Origin of the sequence: Nakamurella aerolata (assembly GCF_013002705.1) — a bacterium.
Taxonomy (GTDB): domain Bacteria; phylum Actinomycetota; class Actinomycetes; order Mycobacteriales; family Nakamurellaceae; genus Nakamurella; species Nakamurella aerolata.
This window is the reverse complement of the sequence record NZ_JABEND010000007.1, coordinates 90495-107680: the sequence shown is the minus strand read 5'-3', so window position 1 is coordinate 107680 and position 17186 is coordinate 90495. Positions and strand designations below refer to the sequence as shown.

General features: G+C 70.1%; 16 protein-coding genes and 2 tRNA genes. 12 read left to right on the top strand and 6 right to left on the bottom strand.

The features are described 5' to 3' along the window. The first annotated feature begins 5 nt into the window (after positions 1–5). The 3 genes from HKD39_RS12900 to HKD39_RS12890 all read left to right on the top strand — a co-directional run bounded on the left by HKD39_RS12900 (position 6) and on the right by HKD39_RS12890 (position 1154). A complete protein-coding gene (locus HKD39_RS12900) occupies positions 6–812 on the top strand; it encodes a fumarylacetoacetate hydrolase family protein (protein WP_171200285.1) in 807 nt (268 codons plus the stop codon). Positions 813–922: 110 nt separating this feature from the next. Beyond that, a tRNA-Gln gene (locus tag HKD39_RS12895) sits at positions 923–994 on the top strand. 84 nt (positions 995–1078) lie between these two features. After that, a tRNA-Glu gene (locus HKD39_RS12890) sits at positions 1079–1154 on the top strand. Between the two features lie 147 nt (positions 1155–1301). On the opposite strand, the gene HKD39_RS12885 is transcribed toward HKD39_RS12890, so the two are convergent. Further along, positions 1302–2003: an IclR family transcriptional regulator gene (locus HKD39_RS12885; protein WP_171200284.1), complete on the bottom strand. Its 702-nt coding sequence runs from the start codon at positions 2001–2003 to the stop codon at positions 1302–1304. 100 nt (positions 2004–2103) lie between these two features. On the opposite strand from HKD39_RS12885, the gene leuC reads away from it, so the two are divergent. From leuC to HKD39_RS12870, 3 genes are all read left to right on the top strand, one after another. Continuing rightward, positions 2104–3522, top strand: coding sequence for a 3-isopropylmalate dehydratase large subunit (gene leuC / locus HKD39_RS12880; protein WP_171200282.1), 1419 nt, complete (start codon positions 2104–2106; stop codon positions 3520–3522). Positions 3523–3622: 100 nt separating this feature from the next. Then, complete coding sequence (gene leuD, locus HKD39_RS12875; protein WP_171200281.1) at positions 3623–4249, top strand: 3-isopropylmalate dehydratase small subunit; 627 nt, start codon at positions 3623–3625, stop codon at positions 4247–4249. A 328-nt stretch (positions 4250–4577) separates the two neighbouring features. Beyond that, positions 4578–5303: an HU family DNA-binding protein gene (locus HKD39_RS12870; RefSeq protein WP_343074714.1), complete on the top strand. Its 726-nt coding sequence runs from the start codon at positions 4578–4580 to the stop codon at positions 5301–5303. Positions 5304–5556: 253 nt separating this feature from the next. Here HKD39_RS12870 and HKD39_RS12865 read toward each other — a convergent pair whose 3' ends face one another. Further along, entirely contained in the window at positions 5557–6465 is a 909-nt protein-coding gene (locus HKD39_RS12865; protein WP_171200279.1) for an NUDIX domain-containing protein, read from the bottom strand. Beyond that, positions 6455–8800: an RNA degradosome polyphosphate kinase gene (locus HKD39_RS12860; RefSeq protein WP_343074706.1), complete on the bottom strand. Its 2346-nt coding sequence runs from the start codon at positions 8798–8800 to the stop codon at positions 6455–6457. Before HKD39_RS12860 ends, HKD39_RS12865 begins: the two co-directional genes overlap by 11 nt. A gap of 190 nt (positions 8801–8990) precedes the next feature. Between HKD39_RS12860 and HKD39_RS12855 the strand changes: the two genes are divergently transcribed. The 3 genes from HKD39_RS12855 to HKD39_RS12845 all read left to right on the top strand — a co-directional run bounded on the left by HKD39_RS12855 (position 8991) and on the right by HKD39_RS12845 (position 12195). After that, positions 8991–9818 (top strand): lysophospholipid acyltransferase family protein, encoded by an 828-nt coding sequence (locus HKD39_RS12855; protein ID WP_171200277.1) that lies wholly within the window; start codon positions 8991–8993, stop codon positions 9816–9818. Positions 9819–9957: 139 nt separating this feature from the next. Beyond that, positions 9958–10953, top strand: coding sequence for an NAD(P)H-dependent glycerol-3-phosphate dehydrogenase (locus HKD39_RS12850; protein WP_246232664.1), 996 nt, complete (start codon positions 9958–9960; stop codon positions 10951–10953). Between the two features lie 156 nt (positions 10954–11109). Continuing rightward, positions 11110–12195 (top strand): D-alanine--D-alanine ligase family protein, encoded by a 1086-nt coding sequence (locus HKD39_RS12845; RefSeq protein ID WP_171200275.1) that lies wholly within the window; start codon positions 11110–11112, stop codon positions 12193–12195. A gap of 57 nt (positions 12196–12252) precedes the next feature. Here HKD39_RS12845 and HKD39_RS12840 read toward each other — a convergent pair whose 3' ends face one another. After that, on the bottom strand, positions 12253–12948 hold the full coding sequence (locus HKD39_RS12840; RefSeq protein WP_171200274.1) for a DUF3515 family protein: 696 nt from the start codon (positions 12946–12948) through the stop codon (positions 12253–12255). Then, the gene (locus tag HKD39_RS12835; protein WP_171200273.1) at positions 12949–13182 is read right to left on the bottom strand and encodes an Lrp/AsnC ligand binding domain-containing protein; all 234 of its coding nucleotides are present in this window, start codon (positions 13180–13182) and stop codon (positions 12949–12951) included. 459 nt (positions 13183–13641) lie between these two features. On the opposite strand from HKD39_RS12835, the gene HKD39_RS12830 reads away from it, so the two are divergent. Then, positions 13642–14574, top strand: coding sequence for a thiamine-phosphate kinase (locus HKD39_RS12830; protein WP_425488456.1), 933 nt, complete (start codon positions 13642–13644; stop codon positions 14572–14574). Between the two features lie 100 nt (positions 14575–14674). Beyond that, the gene (locus HKD39_RS12825) at positions 14675–15370 is read left to right on the top strand and encodes a uracil-DNA glycosylase (protein ID WP_171200272.1); all 696 of its coding nucleotides are present in this window, start codon (positions 14675–14677) and stop codon (positions 15368–15370) included. Here the strand turns inward: HKD39_RS12825 and HKD39_RS12820 are convergent. Further along, positions 15364–16635, bottom strand: a complete 1272-nt coding sequence (locus tag HKD39_RS12820; RefSeq protein ID WP_171200271.1) for a nicotinate-nucleotide--dimethylbenzimidazole phosphoribosyltransferase — start codon at positions 16633–16635, stop codon at positions 15364–15366. The two genes, HKD39_RS12825 and HKD39_RS12820, sit on opposite strands and share 7 nt — an antisense overlap. 287 nt (positions 16636–16922) lie before the next feature. On the opposite strand from HKD39_RS12820, the gene HKD39_RS12815 reads away from it, so the two are divergent. Beyond that, on the top strand, positions 16923–17183 hold the full coding sequence (locus HKD39_RS12815) for a hypothetical protein (RefSeq protein ID WP_171200270.1): 261 nt from the start codon (positions 16923–16925) through the stop codon (positions 17181–17183). Positions 17184–17186: the final 3 nt, after the last annotated feature.

Genomic DNA, 17186 nt, shown 5'->3' with positions numbered 1-17186 from the left:
CCGCGATGCGACTGGCAAGGGTGGCCCATCCCGAGCACGGGGTGGCGTTCGTCACCGTCGATTCCGTTGAGGAGCAGGATCCGGCGCACGCCGCCACCGGCGGGCTCGACCCGCAGACTAACCTGCGGGAAATCCTGGCGCACCCGTTCGGTACCCCCGAGTACAGCGGCCGGGAGTGGAAGCTCGGCGAGAGTCGTTTGCTCGCACCGATTCTGCCGTCGAAGATCATCGCATTCGGTCGCACCTATGCCGATCACGCGGCCGAGCTGGGCAACCAGGTGCCCGACCAGCCGCTGTGCTTTCTGAAGCCGTCCACCGCGGTGATCGGGCCGGGCGCTGCCATCGTGCTGCCCCCGCAGAGCAAGCAGGTCAGCTACGAGGGTGAGCTGGCCGTGGTGATCGGGCGTCCCTGCAAGGACGTCCCGGCCGAAGACGTCGCCTCGGTGATTCTGGGCTACACCGTCGGCAACGACGTCACCGCACGCGATCTGCAGACCACCGACGGACAATGGGCAAGGGCAAAGGGTTTCGACACCTTCTGCCCGCTCGGCCCATGGATCGAGACCGACCTGGACTCGGCGGCGCTGACCATCCGTACCGAGATCGACGGCGAGGTGCGGCAGGACGGCACCACCGCTGACATGGTCTTCACCATCGGCGAGCTGATCGAGTGGATCTCGGCGGCCATGACACTGCTGCCCGGCGACGTGATCCTGACCGGCACCCCGCAGGGCGTCGGCCTGCTCGAGTCGGGGCAGCAAGCCAGCATCAGTGTCGAGGGCATCGGCACGCTGTCGAATCCGGTGCGCTGAGCCGAGCAGGGCGCCCGGCCGCCCGGCTCGGCCGATTTCGGGTTAGCCGCGGCGGCCTGTAAGATTGCTTCTCGGTGTTGGTCGCCGCTCCGGCGGTCGGTTCAGCCCGGTGGGGTATGGTGTAATTGGCAACACAGCTGATTCTGGTTCAGCCATTCTAGGTTCGAGTCCTAGTACCCCAGCGGTTTCGGAAACAGTTGTTCGGTTGCCGAATCCCAGCACAATTTCAGCAGCGGTGCGCTCGTCAGGGCGGCGCCGCACGTCCTGCCCCCGTCGTCTAGCGGCCTAGGACGCCGCCCTCTCACGGCGGTAGCGAGGGTTCGAATCCCTTCGGGGGTACCACCAGCAGCAGGCCCGATCGCCTTGAGCGGTCGGGCCTTTGCGCTGTCGACGCCCGCGGGAGCAACGGCGCCGGCGCGCGACAGTGCCGGCGCGCGACAGTGTCCACCGCGAGCGACAGTGTCCACCGAGAGCGACGGCGCCTGCGGATCAGAGCCTGGCGGTCAGCGCATCCGCGGCCTGCACCAGGTCGCCGGCCCAGCGGGCCCCAGGTCGCCGCCCGATCCGGTCCACCGGGCCGGAGACCGAGACAGCGGCGATCACCGCGCCCTTGGGATCACGGATCGGCGCCGATACCGAGGCCACCCCCGGCTCGCGCTCGGCGACCGACTGCGCCCAGCCGCGGCGCCGCACCTCCGCCAGCATCCGCTCGGTGATGTGACCGTCGTTGACCACCGCGCGCTGCACCACCGGATCGGCCCAGCAGGCGAGCACCTTCGCGGCCGAGCCGGCCGTCATCGGCAGTCTGGCGCCGAGCGGCACCGTGTCGCGCAGGCCGGCGGCACGTTCCGACACTGCGATGCACACCCGGCTCATCCCGTCCTGCCGGTACACCTGCACGCTCTCCCCGGTGAGGTCGCGGAGCCGGGGCAGTACCTCGGCAGCGGCCGTGATCAGTGGATCCGGCGCGGCCGAGGCGAGCACCGCAAGCGTTGGCCCCGGATGCCAGCGGCCGTGTCCGTCGCGAGCCAGCAGCCCGTGCGTCTCGAGGCCGACGGCCAACCGGTGTGCGGTGGCGCGGGGCAGTCGGGTGGCGGCACACAGATCCGCAAGTCCCATCGGCGCGGCCGCGGTCGCCCGCAACACCTGCACGGCTTTGTCGAGAACTCCGATGCCGCTAGACTGTCCCATGTAGCGATACTAGATTCTCGAATAGTGAGAAGTCCAGTCTCGCGGCGTTTCCGGCGGCCGACGTCGCCGGATCAACCGATCTGGAAAGGGTTGGAAGACTATGGGCCGGACGATGGCGGAAAAGGTCTGGGATGCGCATGTGGTGCATCGCGCCGAGGGGGAACCCGATCTGCTCTACATCGATCTGCATCTGGTCCACGAGGTCACCAGCCCGCAGGCCTTCGACGGACTCCGGCAGGCCGGCCGCGGGGTGCGGCGCCCCGACCTGACGGTTGCCACCGAAGACCACAACGTGCCGACCAAGGGCATCAATCTTCCGATCGCCGACGAGGTCTCCCGCACGCAGGTGGAGACGCTGCGGCGAAACTGCGACGAGTTCGGTGTCACCCTTTATCCGATGGGCGACGCCGAGCAGGGCATCGTGCACGTTGTCGGGCCGCAGCGCGGGCTCACCCAGCCGGGCATGACGATTGTCTGCGGCGACTCGCACACCTCAACCCACGGCGCGTTCGGCGCGCTCGCCTTCGGGATCGGAACCAGTGAGGTGGAGCATGTGCTGGCCACCCAGACGCTGCCGTTGAAGCCGTTCAAGACCATGGCCATCACGGTGGACGGTGAACTGCCGCAAGGGGTCAGCGCCAAAGACCTGATCCTTGCCGTGATCGCCAAGATCGGCACCGGCGGCGGCCAGGGATACGTGTTGGAGTACCGCGGATCGGCGATCAGGGCGCTGTCGATGGAAGCCAGGATGACGATCGCCAACATGAGCATCGAGGCCGGCGCCCGCGCCGGCATGATCGCTCCCGACGAGACCACCTTCGAGTACCTGAAGGGCAGACAGCAGGCGCCCAGCGGTGCCGAATGGGACGAGGCAGTGCAGTACTGGAAGTCGCTGACGTCCGACGACGACGCGGTTTTCGACGCAGAGGTGGTGATCGACGCCGCCGAGCTGAGCCCCTTCGTCACCTGGGGCACCAACCCCGGTCAGGGGCTGCCGCTGGCCGGCCGGGTGCCCGATCCTGAGCTGATCACCGACGAGGCGGAGCGGGTTGCCGCCGAGAAGGCGTTGCAGTACATGGATCTGACGGCGGGTACCCCGCTGAAGGACATTGCGGTGGACACCGTCTTTCTCGGGTCATGCACCAACGGCCGGATCGAGGACTTGCGGGTGGCCGCGGAGATTCTGGACGGCCGGCGGGTTGCCGAGCAGGTCAGGCTGCTGGTGGTTCCCGGTTCCATGAGGGTCAAGCAGCAGGCCGAGGCCGAGGGACTCGACCAGATCTTTGTGGCTTCCGGTGCCGAGTGGCGCAGCGCCGGATGCTCGATGTGCCTTGGCATGAACCCGGATCAACTGGCACCGGGGGAGCGCAGTGCCTCCACCTCCAACCGCAATTTCGAGGGGAGGCAGGGCAAAGGCGGTCGCACCCATCTGGTCTCGCCGGCCGTGGCGGCCGCCACCGCGGTGCGCGGCACGCTGTCTGAGCCGGGCGACCTGCGCCAGCCGGTGGTCGCCGGCTGACCGCAGCGCCCGCCGCCCCCGGGGGCGCAGTCGCAGCCCGTCATCGAACCGACCGATCTCGCCGGCACTCAGCCGGACCAGCAGCCCCGAAAGGCCCGTCATGCAAGCGTTCAACACCCACACCGGCGTCGGAATCCCGCTGCGGCGCAGCAATGTCGACACCGACCAGATCATCCCGGCCGTCTACCTGAAGCGGGTGACCCGCACCGGATTCGAGGACGGCTTGTTCGCCGCGTGGCGCGCCGACCCCAGCTTCGTGCTCAACCAGCCGGTGTTCGCCGCCGGGTCGGTGTTGGTGGCCGGCCCCGACTTCGGCACCGGATCCTCACGGGAGCACGCGGTCTGGGCGTTGCTGGACTACGGCATCAAGGTGGTGGTGTCCTCGCGCTTCGCCGACATCTTCCGCGGCAATGCCGGCAAGGGTGGTCTGGTCGCCGCGCAGGCGGCGCAGGACGACGTCGAACTGCTGTGGAAGGAATTGGAGAACGCGCCGGGCACCGAGGTGACGGTAGATCTTGCCGCGCAGACCATCTCGGCCGGCTCGCTGACGGTCTCGTTTCAGATCGATCCCTACGTCCGGTGGCGGTTGCTGGAAGGGCTTGACGACATCTCGTTGACCCTGCGGCACGCCGATCAGATCGACGAATTCGAAAAATCCCGGAAGAAATTCTTGCCGAGCACTCCGGCCCCCGGCGCCGGCACTGCGGCGCGGACGCCGAGTCGGTGAGCCGAGTTGAATCGGCGCCCTATCGGGTGCGCCGCGGCGACGCCAGCTACGGCCGTATGGAATCTGAAAGTCGTTACGGGACAACAGGTATGACGCTCATCTGATCGGCCCCGGCGGACGCTCATCGGATTCTTGCCGGCGGCCGGCCGGCCCGGGCCTGGTGCCGAATCCGGTCGAGGAACCCCCTAGCACGTGGTGCCGCTGCCCGGCGAGAACGCTTGGAAGACAGCAGGTTGCGCCGCGTGGCGAGTTGGCATTTGCGCGTTCGCACGCCTACCGTGTCACCCAGTCGGCCCAGCCCGGGTCGGGACATGTCCTGGGAGGACACCTGATGAACAAGACTGACATGATCAACAGCCTTGCTGATCGCTTGGACGGCAACAAGAAGGTTGCCTCCGACGCCATCGAGGGCTTCATCGACATCGTTCAGCGCGCGGTGCAGAGCGGCGAGAACGTCTCGATCTCCGGCTTCGGCGTGTTCGAGAAGCGGGCCCGCGCCGCGCGTACCGCCCGCAACCCGCGCACCGGCGAGGCCGTGAAGGTCAAGCGCACCACCGTTCCCGCGTTCCGCCCGGGCAAGTACTTCAAGGATGTGCTGGCCGGCGCGGTCAAGCTGCCCAAGGCCACCGGCACCAGGGCCGCCAGCAGCCGGGCCACCACAACGACCACCGCCTCGACCCGGAGCACCGGCACCACCCGGACCCGCGCCACCGGCACCCGCGCCACCACCGGTACCCGGACTCGCAGTGCCGCAACGGCTCCGGCCACCACCCGGACCCGCGCCGCGGCTAAGCCGGCCACCACCCGCACCGCTGCCGCCAAGCCGGCCGCCACCCGGACCCGGACCGCCGCCGCCAAGCCGGCCACCACCCGCGCCGCTGCCGCCAAGCCCGCCACCAAGGCCAAGACCACCGCAGCCAAGCCGGCCGCACGCACCACCAAGGCCGCGGCCAAGCCCGCCACCAAGGCAGCAAAGGCAGCCCCCAAGGCCGCCAAGGCCGCGCCGAAGGCGGCGAAGAAGACCGCAGCCAAGCGGGGCGCCAAGAAGAAGTGATCCGTGCGCGGCCCACGCCGCGCCAGCGTCACGCGAAGCCTCGCGAAGTCTCGTGAGGCCTGCCGTCACTGAAATGCTGTCGTACCTGAAATGCCTGCAGTACCTGAGATGCCTGTAGTACCACAGTGAGTAGCCTTCGGCCCGGCGCTGCACCCGCGGCGCCGGGCCGAAGCGCGTCCGGGTCCGCGGTGTTCCCGCCGCGGAAACAGTTGCCGGGCAGCGGCACTGCTGAAGGCCGAGTGAGCGCCTGTGCTCAGATCTCCGGTGGTGGATAGGGATCGGCCTGAACCAGCTGCTCGCGGTCGAACGACAACACCCAGAACGAAGCCTTCGGGGTGCCGGCATCAGGGATCGACACCCCTGCCCTTGCCGCCAAACTCTTCACCACACCAGGGATCACCCCACCCTGACTGGCCACCACCACCGCGCCGGCGGCCTGCTCGGCGTCGCAGCCGCCGGCCAGCCCTGCGATGGTGCGGCGGGCGGCGGCCGGATCGTCGCGGTACACCTCTTCGCCGAACACCACCTGCAGCTGCACCGGCAGTTGCCTGGCATCCGCTGTCGGCTGCACGGTTTGCACGCAGCGGGTCACCGGCGCACTGACGATGCGGTTGACACCGAACGGGAGAAGCTGACCCACCAACGCCTTTGCCTGCTTGCGGCCCTTGGCATCAAGCGGCCGGCCGGCGTCGTCACCGTCGTAGGACTCGCGGTGCCCGGCCTTGGCGTGCCGGACCAGCACCACGGTGGCCAACTCGGCCGGCTGCACCGCGAAGGTGTCGAGCACGGCCAGATCGAACTCGTAGCTCAACCGATCCCTGGCCGCTTCGATCGGTAGCCACTCGATCTTGTCGACCTCCTTGTTCGGGGTGAAGCGCCCGCCGGTGGCCCTGGCCGCGAAGTACTGCACCGTCTTCAGACCGGCCGACACCTCGTAGCTGACCTGGGTGAGCGCCCGCCCGATAGCGGCCGTGCTTCCGGTCTCCTCCAGCACTTCCCGCTCAGCGGTCTGCTGCGCGGACTCGCCGCCGTCGGCCTTGCCCTTGGGCAACGACCAGTCGCGGTACCGCGGGCGGTGCACCAGCGCGACCCGAACGCCGTGCTGGGCAGCTGGTTTCCACAACACCGCACCGGCGGCGCGGACCTTTGGCTCACTCGCCACCGGCAATCCCGTCGCGCAGCAGCCGCTCCTGCAGGTCGACTCCCTCGCGGTAACTCCAACCGTCCGGACCGAGGAGCCAGCAAGCGATGTCGTCGGCCCGCAGCATGTCCAACAGGCCGCGCAACGGCGCTGTTGTCGCTGGATCTTTCAGCTGCACCAACGCCTCAACCCGGCGATCAAGGTTGCGGTGCATCATGTCGGCGCTGCCGATCCACAGCTCAGGATTGCCGCCACCGGCGAAGGCGAACACCCTTGAGTGCTCAAGGAAACGGCCGACGATCGATCGGACGGTGATGTTCTCGCTCAGCCCCGGCACGCCGGCGCGGAGCGCGCAGATACCGCGCACCGTCAGGTCTACCGGCACCCCTGCCCTTGACGCCTGGTACAGCGCGTCGATCACCCGCTCGTCGACGATGGAGTTCATCTTGAGCTGGATGCCGGAGGGCCGGCCGGCCTGCTGGTGGGCGATCTCGGCGTCGATCCGCTCGATGATGCCGGAGCGGATGGAGTGCGGGGCGACCAGCAGGTTGCGGTACTCGGTCTGCCGCGAGTAGCCGGTGAGCACGTTGAACAGGTCGGTCAGGTCGGCGCCGATGTCCGGGTCGGCGGTGAGCAGGCCGAGGTCTTCGTAGATGCGCGCGGTCTTCCAGTTGTAGTTGCCGGTGCCGACGTGGCAGTAGCGGCGCAGCACCGATCCCTCCTGCCGCACCACCAGCGCCGCCTTGCAGTGGGTCTTCAGCCCCACCAGCCCGTAGACGACATGCACGCCGGCCTGCTCAAGTGCCTTGGCCCAGCTGATGTTCGCCAGCTCGTCGAACCGTGCCTTGATCTCGACGACGGCCACCACCTGTTTGCCGGCGGCCGCCGCCTCGATCAACGCGTCGACGATCGGGGAGTCGCCCGAGGTCCGGTACAGGGTCTGCTTGATGGCCAACACGTTCGGGTCGGCCGCGGCCTGCTGGATGAACCGCTGTGCCGTTGTGGCGAACGACTCGTAGGGGTGGTGCAGCAGCACATCGGTTTCCCGCAGCCTGGCGAAGACGCTCTTGGGCGTCTCCCGCTCGGCGAACGCCGGGTTGGTGGCAGGCACGAACGGGGCGTCCTTCAGCTCGGGGCGGTCCAGCCCGTGCAGCTGCCACAGGGACGAAAGATCAAGCAGCCCAGGCACCTCGACCGCTTCCGACGGGTCGACCCCGAGTTCGCCGAGCAGCAGATCGAGCACCCGCTGGCTGGTGTTGTCGGTGATCTCCAAGCGCACCGGAGGGCCGAATCGACGCCTGGCCAGCTCGCGCTCAAGGGTCTTCAACAGATCTTCGTCACGGTCCTCGTCCACCTCGAGGTCTTCGTTCCTGGTGACCCGGAAGACTTGGTACTCCACCACTTCCATGCCGGGGAACAGCTCGCGCAGATGCGCGGCAAGCAGATCTTCCAGCGGCAGGAACTCCTCGAGGTCCGGCCGCACCCTGACGAACCGGTCGACGTTGTTGGGCACCTTGACCCGCGCGAAGCGCTCCACCCCCGACTGCGGGTCGCGGACGATGACGGCCATCGACAGGCTCAGCCCTGAGATGTACGGGAACGGGTGGGCCGGGTCCACCGCCAACGGCGTCAGCACCGGGAAGATCTGCGCGGAGAAGTATTCGTGCAACCGCTGCCGGTCCGGCTCGGCGATGTCGTTCCAGTGCACGATCTTGATGCCGGCCGCCTCCAGCGCCGGCTGCACCTCGTCAACGAACACTCTGCCCTGACGCACGATCAGCTCCTGGGCGCGCCGGCTGATCAACCGCAGTTGCTCACCGGCGGTGAGCCCGTCGGCGGACAGCACCGACAGTCCCATCTCCCGGCGGCGCTTCAACCCGGCCACCCGCACCATGTAGAACTCGTCGAGGTTCGAGGAGAAGATGGCGAGGAACTTGGCGCGCTCCAGCAGCGGAATGTCGGTGCGTTCGGCCAGCGCCAGCACGCGTTCGTTGAACTCCAGCCAGCTCAACTCCCTGTTGTGGAACCGGTCCGCCGGCAGCGGGTCGGTGTCCGGGCGCGCCGCCTGGGCCTGATCGGCGGCCTCGGAGCGCCGCGCATGAAAGGGCTCGAAGACCCCTGCCCCGTTGTGCTCGCCAGCCCCGTCGGACGCGTCGTCGCCGGTTCCGCCGCCGGCCCCGCTGCCGGCACCGGCCGCGGTACGTGTCGCAGCCCCGGTGCTGGTTGCGCTGGCGGTGCGATCAGCGCTGACGGTGCGATCAGCGCTGTCAGCGCTGTCTGCGCCGTCCGGGGATCCGGCGCTGTCGGTGGATCCGGTGCTGGTCGCGGTCTCGGTGCTGTTGGCGGTGTCGGTCACCCCGCCATTGTCCCGTACCCGCCGCCGATCTGGTCTGCGGAGACGGCAAACATCAAGTGACCGCTGCGGGGCGACTAGTCTTTCAGCTGCTGGCGGCAGCAACGCCGGCGACAGGATTCGCGGCGATCTGCCGTGCTTGGGGGCCCGGGCGAGAGCCGCGACAGCCGGGTCCGGACGGAAGGACGGATGCATGCCGCGACGGCGCCGCTACGAGTCGAACAACGCCTGGGTGTGGATCTGCCGCGTGGTGCTCTATCCGTTGACCCGCCTGCTCGGCCGCCGCACCTTTCTCGGCGTCGACAAGCTCAACCGCTCCGGCCCGATGATCGTGGTGGCCAACCACATCTCGCATCTCGACCCGATCTACGACGCGGTGCTGATCGACAAGGCCGGCCGGCTGCCGCGCATCATGGCCAAGGCCAGCTTGTGGAAGCTTCCCGTTGTCGGGGCGGCGTTGCGCGGCACCGGCCAGGTGCCGGTGTACCGGGCCGGCGAGGACGGTCCGTCGGCCGTCGACGCCGCGCGGGAGGTGCTGGCCGCCGGCGGAGTGGTGCTGATCTACCCGGAGGGCACGGTCACCAGGGAACCCGATTTCTGGCCGATGCGCCCGCGCCCCGGTGTCGCCGCGCTGGCGCTGTCCGGCGATTACCCGGTGGTCCCGGTGGTGCACTGGGGCACGCAGCGGGTCTACAACTCCTACCGCACCGCGGGCGGCCGGAAGCTGCGGCTGTGGCCTCGGCAGGACGTGGTCGTGGCCGTCGGCGACGACATCGATCTCAGCCGGTTCCGGTCCGCCGGCGGGGTGGCCGCCGGTTCCCAGCTGGACGCCAAGGCGGTGCTCGGCGCCTCGCTGCAGATCATGAACAGCATCAAGGATCAGCTCGGGCAGATCCGCGGCGAACAGCCGCCGGCGGCACTGTTCAAGCCGGCCAAGGCCGATGGCCGTAACGGCAAGACCGACAGCTCCGGCAGCAATGGCAGCAACGGCAACACCGGCAGCACCGGAGCGGGCAGGTGAGCCTGCCGTCGTGACCACAACCGAACCAGCCAACGGCAGCGGCAGCCCTTCCGGCACCGCCGGCAACTCCGACACCGCCGACACCGCCGACACCGCCGGCACTGCCGGGACCGCCGGGACCGCCGGGACCGCAGAACCCTTGCAGCGCTTTGCCGTGCTGGGTGCCGGCGCCTGGGGCAGCACCTTCGCCAAGGTGCTCGCCGACGCCGGTCGCGAGGTCAAGCTCTGGGCCAGGCGGACCTCGCAGGTTGACCGGATCAACGCCACCGGCCGCAACGAGGAGTACCTGCCGGGCATCGAGCTGGGCGAGAACGTCACGGCCACCGACGATCTGGACGAGGCGCTCACCGACAGCCAGGCGGTTGCCCTTGCGGTGCCCAGCCAGAGTCTGCGGGAGAACCTCACCGTGTTCCGGCAGGTGCTGCCCGGCGCCGGGCCGGTGATCTCCCTCGCCAAGGGCGTCGAGGTCGGCACCGGCCTGCGGATGAGCGAGTTGATCGCCGGGGTCGGCCGGATCGCGCCGGAACGCATCGTTGTGCTCTCCGGGCCGAATCTCGCCGCAGAGATCGCGGCCGGCCAGCCCACCGCTACGGTGCTGGCGTGTACCGACCACGCGGCGGCGGTTGCGGTGCAATTGGCTTGTGCCGGCGGCTATTTTCGCCCGTACACCATCACCGATGTGATCGGCACCGAGATCGCCGGCACCACCAAGAACATCATTGCGCTGGCCACCGGCATCGCCGAAGGGCTCGGGCTCGGACTGAACACCTCGGCCTCGCTGATCGCGCGGGGGCTGAACGAGATGACCGGGCTCGGGGTGGCGCTCGGGGCGTCAGCGCAGACGTTCGCGGGCCTCGCCGGCCTCGGCGATCTGGTGGCAACCTGCTCATCGCCGCTGTCCCGCAACAGGTCTCTCGGGGTGCTGCTGGGGAAGGGGCAGAGCCTGCAGCAGGCAACCGAAACCACCGGCGCGCTCGCCGAGGGAGTGGTGAGCTGCCGGTCGACAAGAGATCTGGCGCACCGCCACGGAATCAGCATGCCGATCACCGAGGCCGTCTTCGCGGTGTGCCACCAGCATGCCGCGCCGGAACAGATGATCCGCTCGTTGATGGACCGGCCGCCGACCCCGGAGTAACGGCCGGGGCCTGCTGCGCTCCGTCGTGCCGAACCTGAAGAAACCGAAGGGTCTGGCTGCCCCCGAGATTCCGGCTGACTGGGAGCCTGCTGAACCGGAGCGCCCGCTCGGCGTCGTCGTCCGGACCGGGCCGGCGCACCCCCTACAGTTGCTGCCATGGCAGAACGGATCAGGGTCGCAGTGGTCTTCGGCGGGCGCAGCAGTGAGCATGCGGTTTCCTGCGTGTCGGCCGCCGGGGTGCTGCAGCACCTTGATCCTGAACTCTTCGACGTGGTTGCGGTCGGTATCTCGCCGCAGGGTCAGTGGCTGCAGGTCGACCCGTCCGGGCTGCGCGGTATCGAGGCAGGGACGCTGCCGGAGGTGACGGCGGGGGAGCCGGTGCAATTGCTGCCGCAGCCGGCGGCGGCCGCCGAGCTGAGCACCATCGGCGCCGACGGCGCGGACCTGGGCGCCAGGGTGGATGTCGTGTTTCCGGTGCTGCACGGGCCGATGGGCGAGGACGGCACCATCCAGGGCCTGCTCGAGATGGCCGGAATCCCTTACGTCGGCAATGGAGTGCTGGCCTCCGCCGCCGCCATGGACAAGGAGTTCACCAAGAAGCTGCTGGCGGCGGAGGGGCTCCCGGTCGGCGAGTACGTGGTGCTCCGGCCTGGCCATGACGCGTTGTCGCTGCCGCAGCGGCAGCGGCTCGGGCTTCCGGTTTTCGTGAAGCCCGCCCGCGCCGGCTCGTCCGTCGGGGTCAGCAGGGTGGACGACTGGGACCAGCTGGACGCGGCGATCCACCTTGCCAGGCAATCGGATCCGAAGGTGTTGGTGGAGGCAGCGGTGCTGGGCCGGGAGATCGAGATCGGCGTCCTTGAACACCCGGACGGCACCCTGCAGTACTCGCCGACCTCGGAGATCACCCTGGTCGGTGAGCGCAGCTTCTACGATTTCGAAGCCAAGTACCTCGACGACGTCGCCGAGATCTCCATCCCGGCGCAGCTTCCGGAAGGTTTGGCCGAGGAGATCGGTGAGCTGGCGCTGCGCGCCTTCCGCGCGCTGGACGCGCAGGGTCTGGCCAGGGTCGACTTTTTTGTGACGGACAAGGGCCGACCGGTTCTCAACGAGGTCAACACCATGCCGGGTTTCACCCCGATCTCGATGTACCCCAAGATGTTCGCTGCCGCGGGGATCGACTACACACAGCTGCTGACCATCTTGGTGCGGACCGCGCTGGCCCGGGGCATCGGCCTGCGCTGACCGGCGCCGGTCGGTTCGAGGCATGCTGCGGCAGCCCCGGTGTACCCCGCCGCAGGCTCACGCACCGGCGACCGGCGGCAGCTTCCCGCCGGTGCACAGCGTGCCGTCGGCGTTGGCCGTTGAGGGCATCACCCCGGTGACGATGGCCGAGATCTCTTGAATGGCTTCGGTTCCGCTGCCGTCCGGCAGGGTCAGCGCGATCCGCACCGGGCGGTCGGCGGCGAAGTACGACGTCGCGCCCTGCCCGCGCACCTGCAGCCACATCACCCCTGGCAGCCCGTTCGGGTTGTCGACCCGGTTGAGGGCGGAGCTGCAGGTGAGTTCCGCCGGGGTGCCGAGCCCGCAGCGCAGCGTGATCTCCTGGCCACCCCAGACCGCGATGCCCTGCGGGTTGCCGATCACCTCGCGCCTGACGTCCTCGCCGAGCTTGTCCGGCAGTGCCGACATCAGGTCGGTGCAGTACTTGCTGCTGGCCGCCGGAGCCTCGACGGCGCCCACCGCAACCGGTGAGGTGTCCGGGGCCGGGTCTTGTTTGGACCAGACCAATCCGCCGACGATGACGGCGATGATCACCACCACCGGCAGCGACAGCGCCGCGATCAGGCCGGCTTTTGGCGGCTGTCGGCGGCTGCTGTCCTCCTTGCCGGTGCGGCGGCCGGGTGAACCGGTCTCGGGCTCGGCAGCGGCGCGGGCGGAACTTTCGGCGCCGTCGGAGTCTGGCCGGTCGGCCGGGTCGGTGGGTTCTGCTGGCACTTAGAGGCGCACCACCGGGCAGGTCAGGGTACGGGTGATGCCCTCGACGCCCTGCACCCTGGCGACCACCAGCTGGCCGAGCTCGTCGACCGACTCGGCCTCGGCGCGCACGATCACGTCGTACGGCCCGGTGACGTCCTCCGCCGAGGTCACCCCGGGGATCTGGGAGATGGCGGCGGCCACCGAGGCGGCCTGGCCGACCTCGGTCTGGATGAGGATGAAGGACTGCACCACGGTGTGCCCCTTTCGCCGGGCGGGCAGTGCCCGCGTTGCTGAACTGTGTCGGGTAGCCACCGGGAGCGGTTGCCGCGGCGCGTGGCCGTCCCGTTCGCTGCCTCCCAGGGTATCCGGGACCGCCGGTTAGGCTGGCTCCGGTGTCGTCCCGGCGGTCGGCCACCCGCCCGCGGATCGATTGCGGCGGGTGCGGCGGCGCCGGGCAGCCGGCGGAACGATTGCCGCACCGCCTGTTTGGCCGTCTGGTCGGCTGACCGCTGGTGCCGAGCGCGCTCGGTGCTCGGCGGCCGGCCGGCCTCCGCTTCGAGTCTTGGGGAGTCCGTCATCGCCAGCACGCCGGCCCGTTCGTCCACCCCGGGTTCCGCCCGCACCGGCGCAGCCGCCTCCGGTCCGGCAGGTCGGGGTTCAGCGCGTCCCGGTCAGGGCGAGACCCTTGGCGCCACCGGGGAGTTCGCCGTCATCGACGCGGTGACGGCTGGGCGGATGCAGCCGGTCAGCACCCTGCTCGGCCCCGGCGACGACGCCGCGGTGGTGCGGACGTCCGACGGCAGGGTGGTGAGCACCGTCGACATGGCTGTCGAGGGCGTGCATTTCCGCACCGACTGGTCCGAGGGTGAGCAGATCGGGCGTCGCGCCGCGCTGGCGGCGATGGCCGACGTGGCAGCCATGGGCGCCCGCCCTACGGCCCTGCTGGTGGCGCTGGGCGCGCCGCCGCAGACCCCGGTGTCGCTGGTGCGGCAGATCGGTGATGGTCTGCACGCGGCGGCCGCCGAGGCCGGTGCCGGGGTGGTCGGCGGCGACCTGACCTCCGCGCTGGCGATCTCCATCGCGGTGACGGTGCTCGGCGATCTCGACGGTCGGGAGCCGGTGCTGCGGTCGGGCGCGAAGCCGGGCGATCTGATCGCGGTCTGCGGCCGGATCGGTTGGGCGGCAGCGGGCTTCACGGTGCTCAGTCGCGGCTTTCGGTCGCCGGCGCAGGCGGTGGCCGCCTTCCGGGTGCCGGAGCCGCCGTTGGCGGCCGGGCCGGTGGCGGCGGCCGCCGGGGCGACCGCGATGGTGGACGTGTCCGATGGGCTGTTGGCCGATCTCGGGCACATCGCCGCCGCGTCGGGCGTCAGCATGTCGGTGTTGACCGCCGCTCTGCAGGTGCCGCCGCGGTTGGCGGAGGTGGCCTCGGCGCTCGGCAAGGATCCGATGAGCTGGCTGCTGACCGGCGGTGAGGACCACGCGCTGGCCGCGACCTTCCCTTCCGGGACCGAGCCGCCGGAGGGCTGGACTCCGATCGGAACCGTCGGCCCTGCCCCCGGCCAGAGCGAACCCGCCGTGACGGTGGATGGCGCTGAGTACGAGGGGCCTGCGGGTTGGGATCACTTTCCGCGAGCCGGCGAATGAGCCGATCGATGAGCTGGAACCCCGGCATCAGCTGGAACGCCGGCAGCACGGTGCCGCGCGCCGACGCAGCCACCGAGGCGACCTGCGGCGGTGGGCGGTCATGACCCCGGCGCCGCTGGAGCAGGTGATCGACCCCGGCTGGGCCAGGGCGCTGGAACCCGTCACCGGCACCATCCGCGGCATGGGGGAGTTCCTGCGCCAGGAGGTGGCCGGCGGTAGGTCTTATCTGCCGGCCGGCGAGAACGTGTTGCGCGCCTTCACCTTTCCGTTCGAGCGGGTGCGGGTGCTGATTGTCGGGCAAGACCCGTATCCGACGCCGGGGCATCCGATCGGGCTCTCCTTCGCCGTCGACGCGCACGTCCGTCCGCTGCCGCGGTCGCTGCAGAACATCTACCGAGAGCTGCGATCAGACCTTGGGGTCGAGCCGCCGCCCACCGGCGACCTCTCCGGCTGGGCGGACTCCGGCGTTCTGTTGCTCAACCGAGTGCTCACGGTGGCTCCCTCTGCACCCGGATCGCATCGCGGCAAAGGTTGGGAGCAGGTCACCGAACACGCCATCAGGGCGCTGGTCGATCGCGGCGGCCCACTGGTCGCCATTCTGTGGGGCCGCGACGCACAAACCTTGCGGCCCATGCTGTCTGCCGGCGATCACCCGGTGCCGGTGATCGCCTCGGCGCATCCGTCACCGATGTCGGCCGATCGCGGGTTCTTCGGCTCCCGGCCGTTCTCCAGTGCCAACGAGCTGTTGGCGCAGCAGGGTGCCGAGCCGATCGATTGGGCGGGCGGCGGTCACTGACCGCCGGTGGCCGCCGGTGCGCTCATCGCCGTGGCATCCATGGTGTGCGCTGCCACCGTCACCGCGCCCAGCGCGGCCAGCGACCCGAACAGCGGGCCGGCGCCCAGATCCCATGGCAGCAGCGCTGATCCGTCGAGCAGATCGAGAAGCCGCTGCTGCAGCCGACTCGCGCTGGCCGGCGGCCGGCCGGCCGGCAGCAGGAAGCGTTCGGCGCCGGGTGCGAACCGCCGCGCCAGCAGAGCAGCGACCAGCCCTGGCACGTCGTCCAGCAACACCGGCACGCCGCGCAGGGCGGCCTGCAGCAACAGACCGGTCAGCGCCGCCAGATCGGCACCACCGGCCACCCTGAGCAGGCTGGCGGCGTCCGGGGAGTCGCAGCTCAACCGATATCTGGCGTCGCGCACCGCAGCCACCTGACGGGACCAACTGCCGCGCCAATCAGCGGCCGGGTCCGCCGTTGCCGCCGGCCCCGCCGTGGCGTTGGGCCCGGCGACCGCGACCGCATCGACCGGTTCCAACCCGGTGAGATGGCTGCCGATCGCGGCGGCCGCGATGGCCGCGCCCGGAGCGCACACCGCGCCGATCAGGATGTGCGCGCCGGCGTCGATGGCGGCATCGGCGGCGTCGCGGCCGAGTTGCAGCGCCGCCGCAACCTCGTCGAGCGTGAGCGCGTCCTGCCGGTCGATGGCGGCAGCCTTGGGACCGACCTGGTGCACAACAGCGGTGGCACCCGCCGCCGCCAGCGCCACCCCCCAGGGTCCGGCGCCGGATGCGATCTCGGCGGCCGGCGTCGGACGACGTGCGCCCGCACCGGTGGCTGCGGGCTGATCGGTGGATTGGTCGGGTGGCTCGCCGGTGGGCTCGTTGCGACAGACGCTCTCGGCGATGGCGTGCTCGCCGGCAAACACCACAGCGGTCGGCTGCGGCAGCGCGAGCGGATCGGACGGCTGCCTGCGGTAGGCCGCGAGCGCCAGGGCCGCCAACTGCAGCTCGCCGAGGCCGCCGGGCGGGGTGAACCTGACTTGTTCGGACGGGCTGGGCAGCAGCTCGGTGCGCAGTGCTGGGACGGTGAGGCCCGCTGCCGCCGGCGCCGGTGCGGGTGCCGCTGCGGGCGACGGCGGAGCCGGTGCGGGTGCCGCTGCCGGTGCTGCCGGCGACGCCGGAGCCGGTGCTGGACCTGACGCCGGTACTGACGCTGGATCTGTCGCTGGAACGGTTGCCGGGTCGATCCGTTCGGGCTCGCTCGGGTGGCTTTCCGTGCTCATTCCGGCGACGCTACCTGCCTGGCCTGCGGGCGGTTCCCGGTGGATCCCAGTGGTTTCCGGTGGTTCCGTTCAGCTCTTGGCGTTCCCGGCGCCGCGACTCGCGTGCGGGCGACAGCGCGCTGACATTCCACGCTCATCCGGCAGGATGACACTGGACCGGATCATCCGTGTGGAGCTGTGCCTGCGGCCATGCAAGAGGGAAGATGGGTGGCAACAGCGTCGGTCGCGCCGGACCACCGACCGGGACCGAACGCCGACCCGAATCCACACCCGAACAGGAGGGGACCATGAGCGAACACATCGATGTGCGGCCCCAGGCCGCGTCGTCGTACGCGTGGCGCTACGCCAACGCGGCTGGGCAGATCACCGACGGCCCCGCCCTCGCGTTCGACAGCCAGGCCGCCGCCGAACAGTGGCTGGCGGAGAACGCCGAGCAGCTGTTGTCCGAGGGGACCGATGCGGTCAGCCTCTCGGACGGCGAGTCGGTGATCTACGGGCCGATGCCGTTGAGCCACCGCGATTCCGGGCGGCTGCCCCGGCCGCGCTGAGCT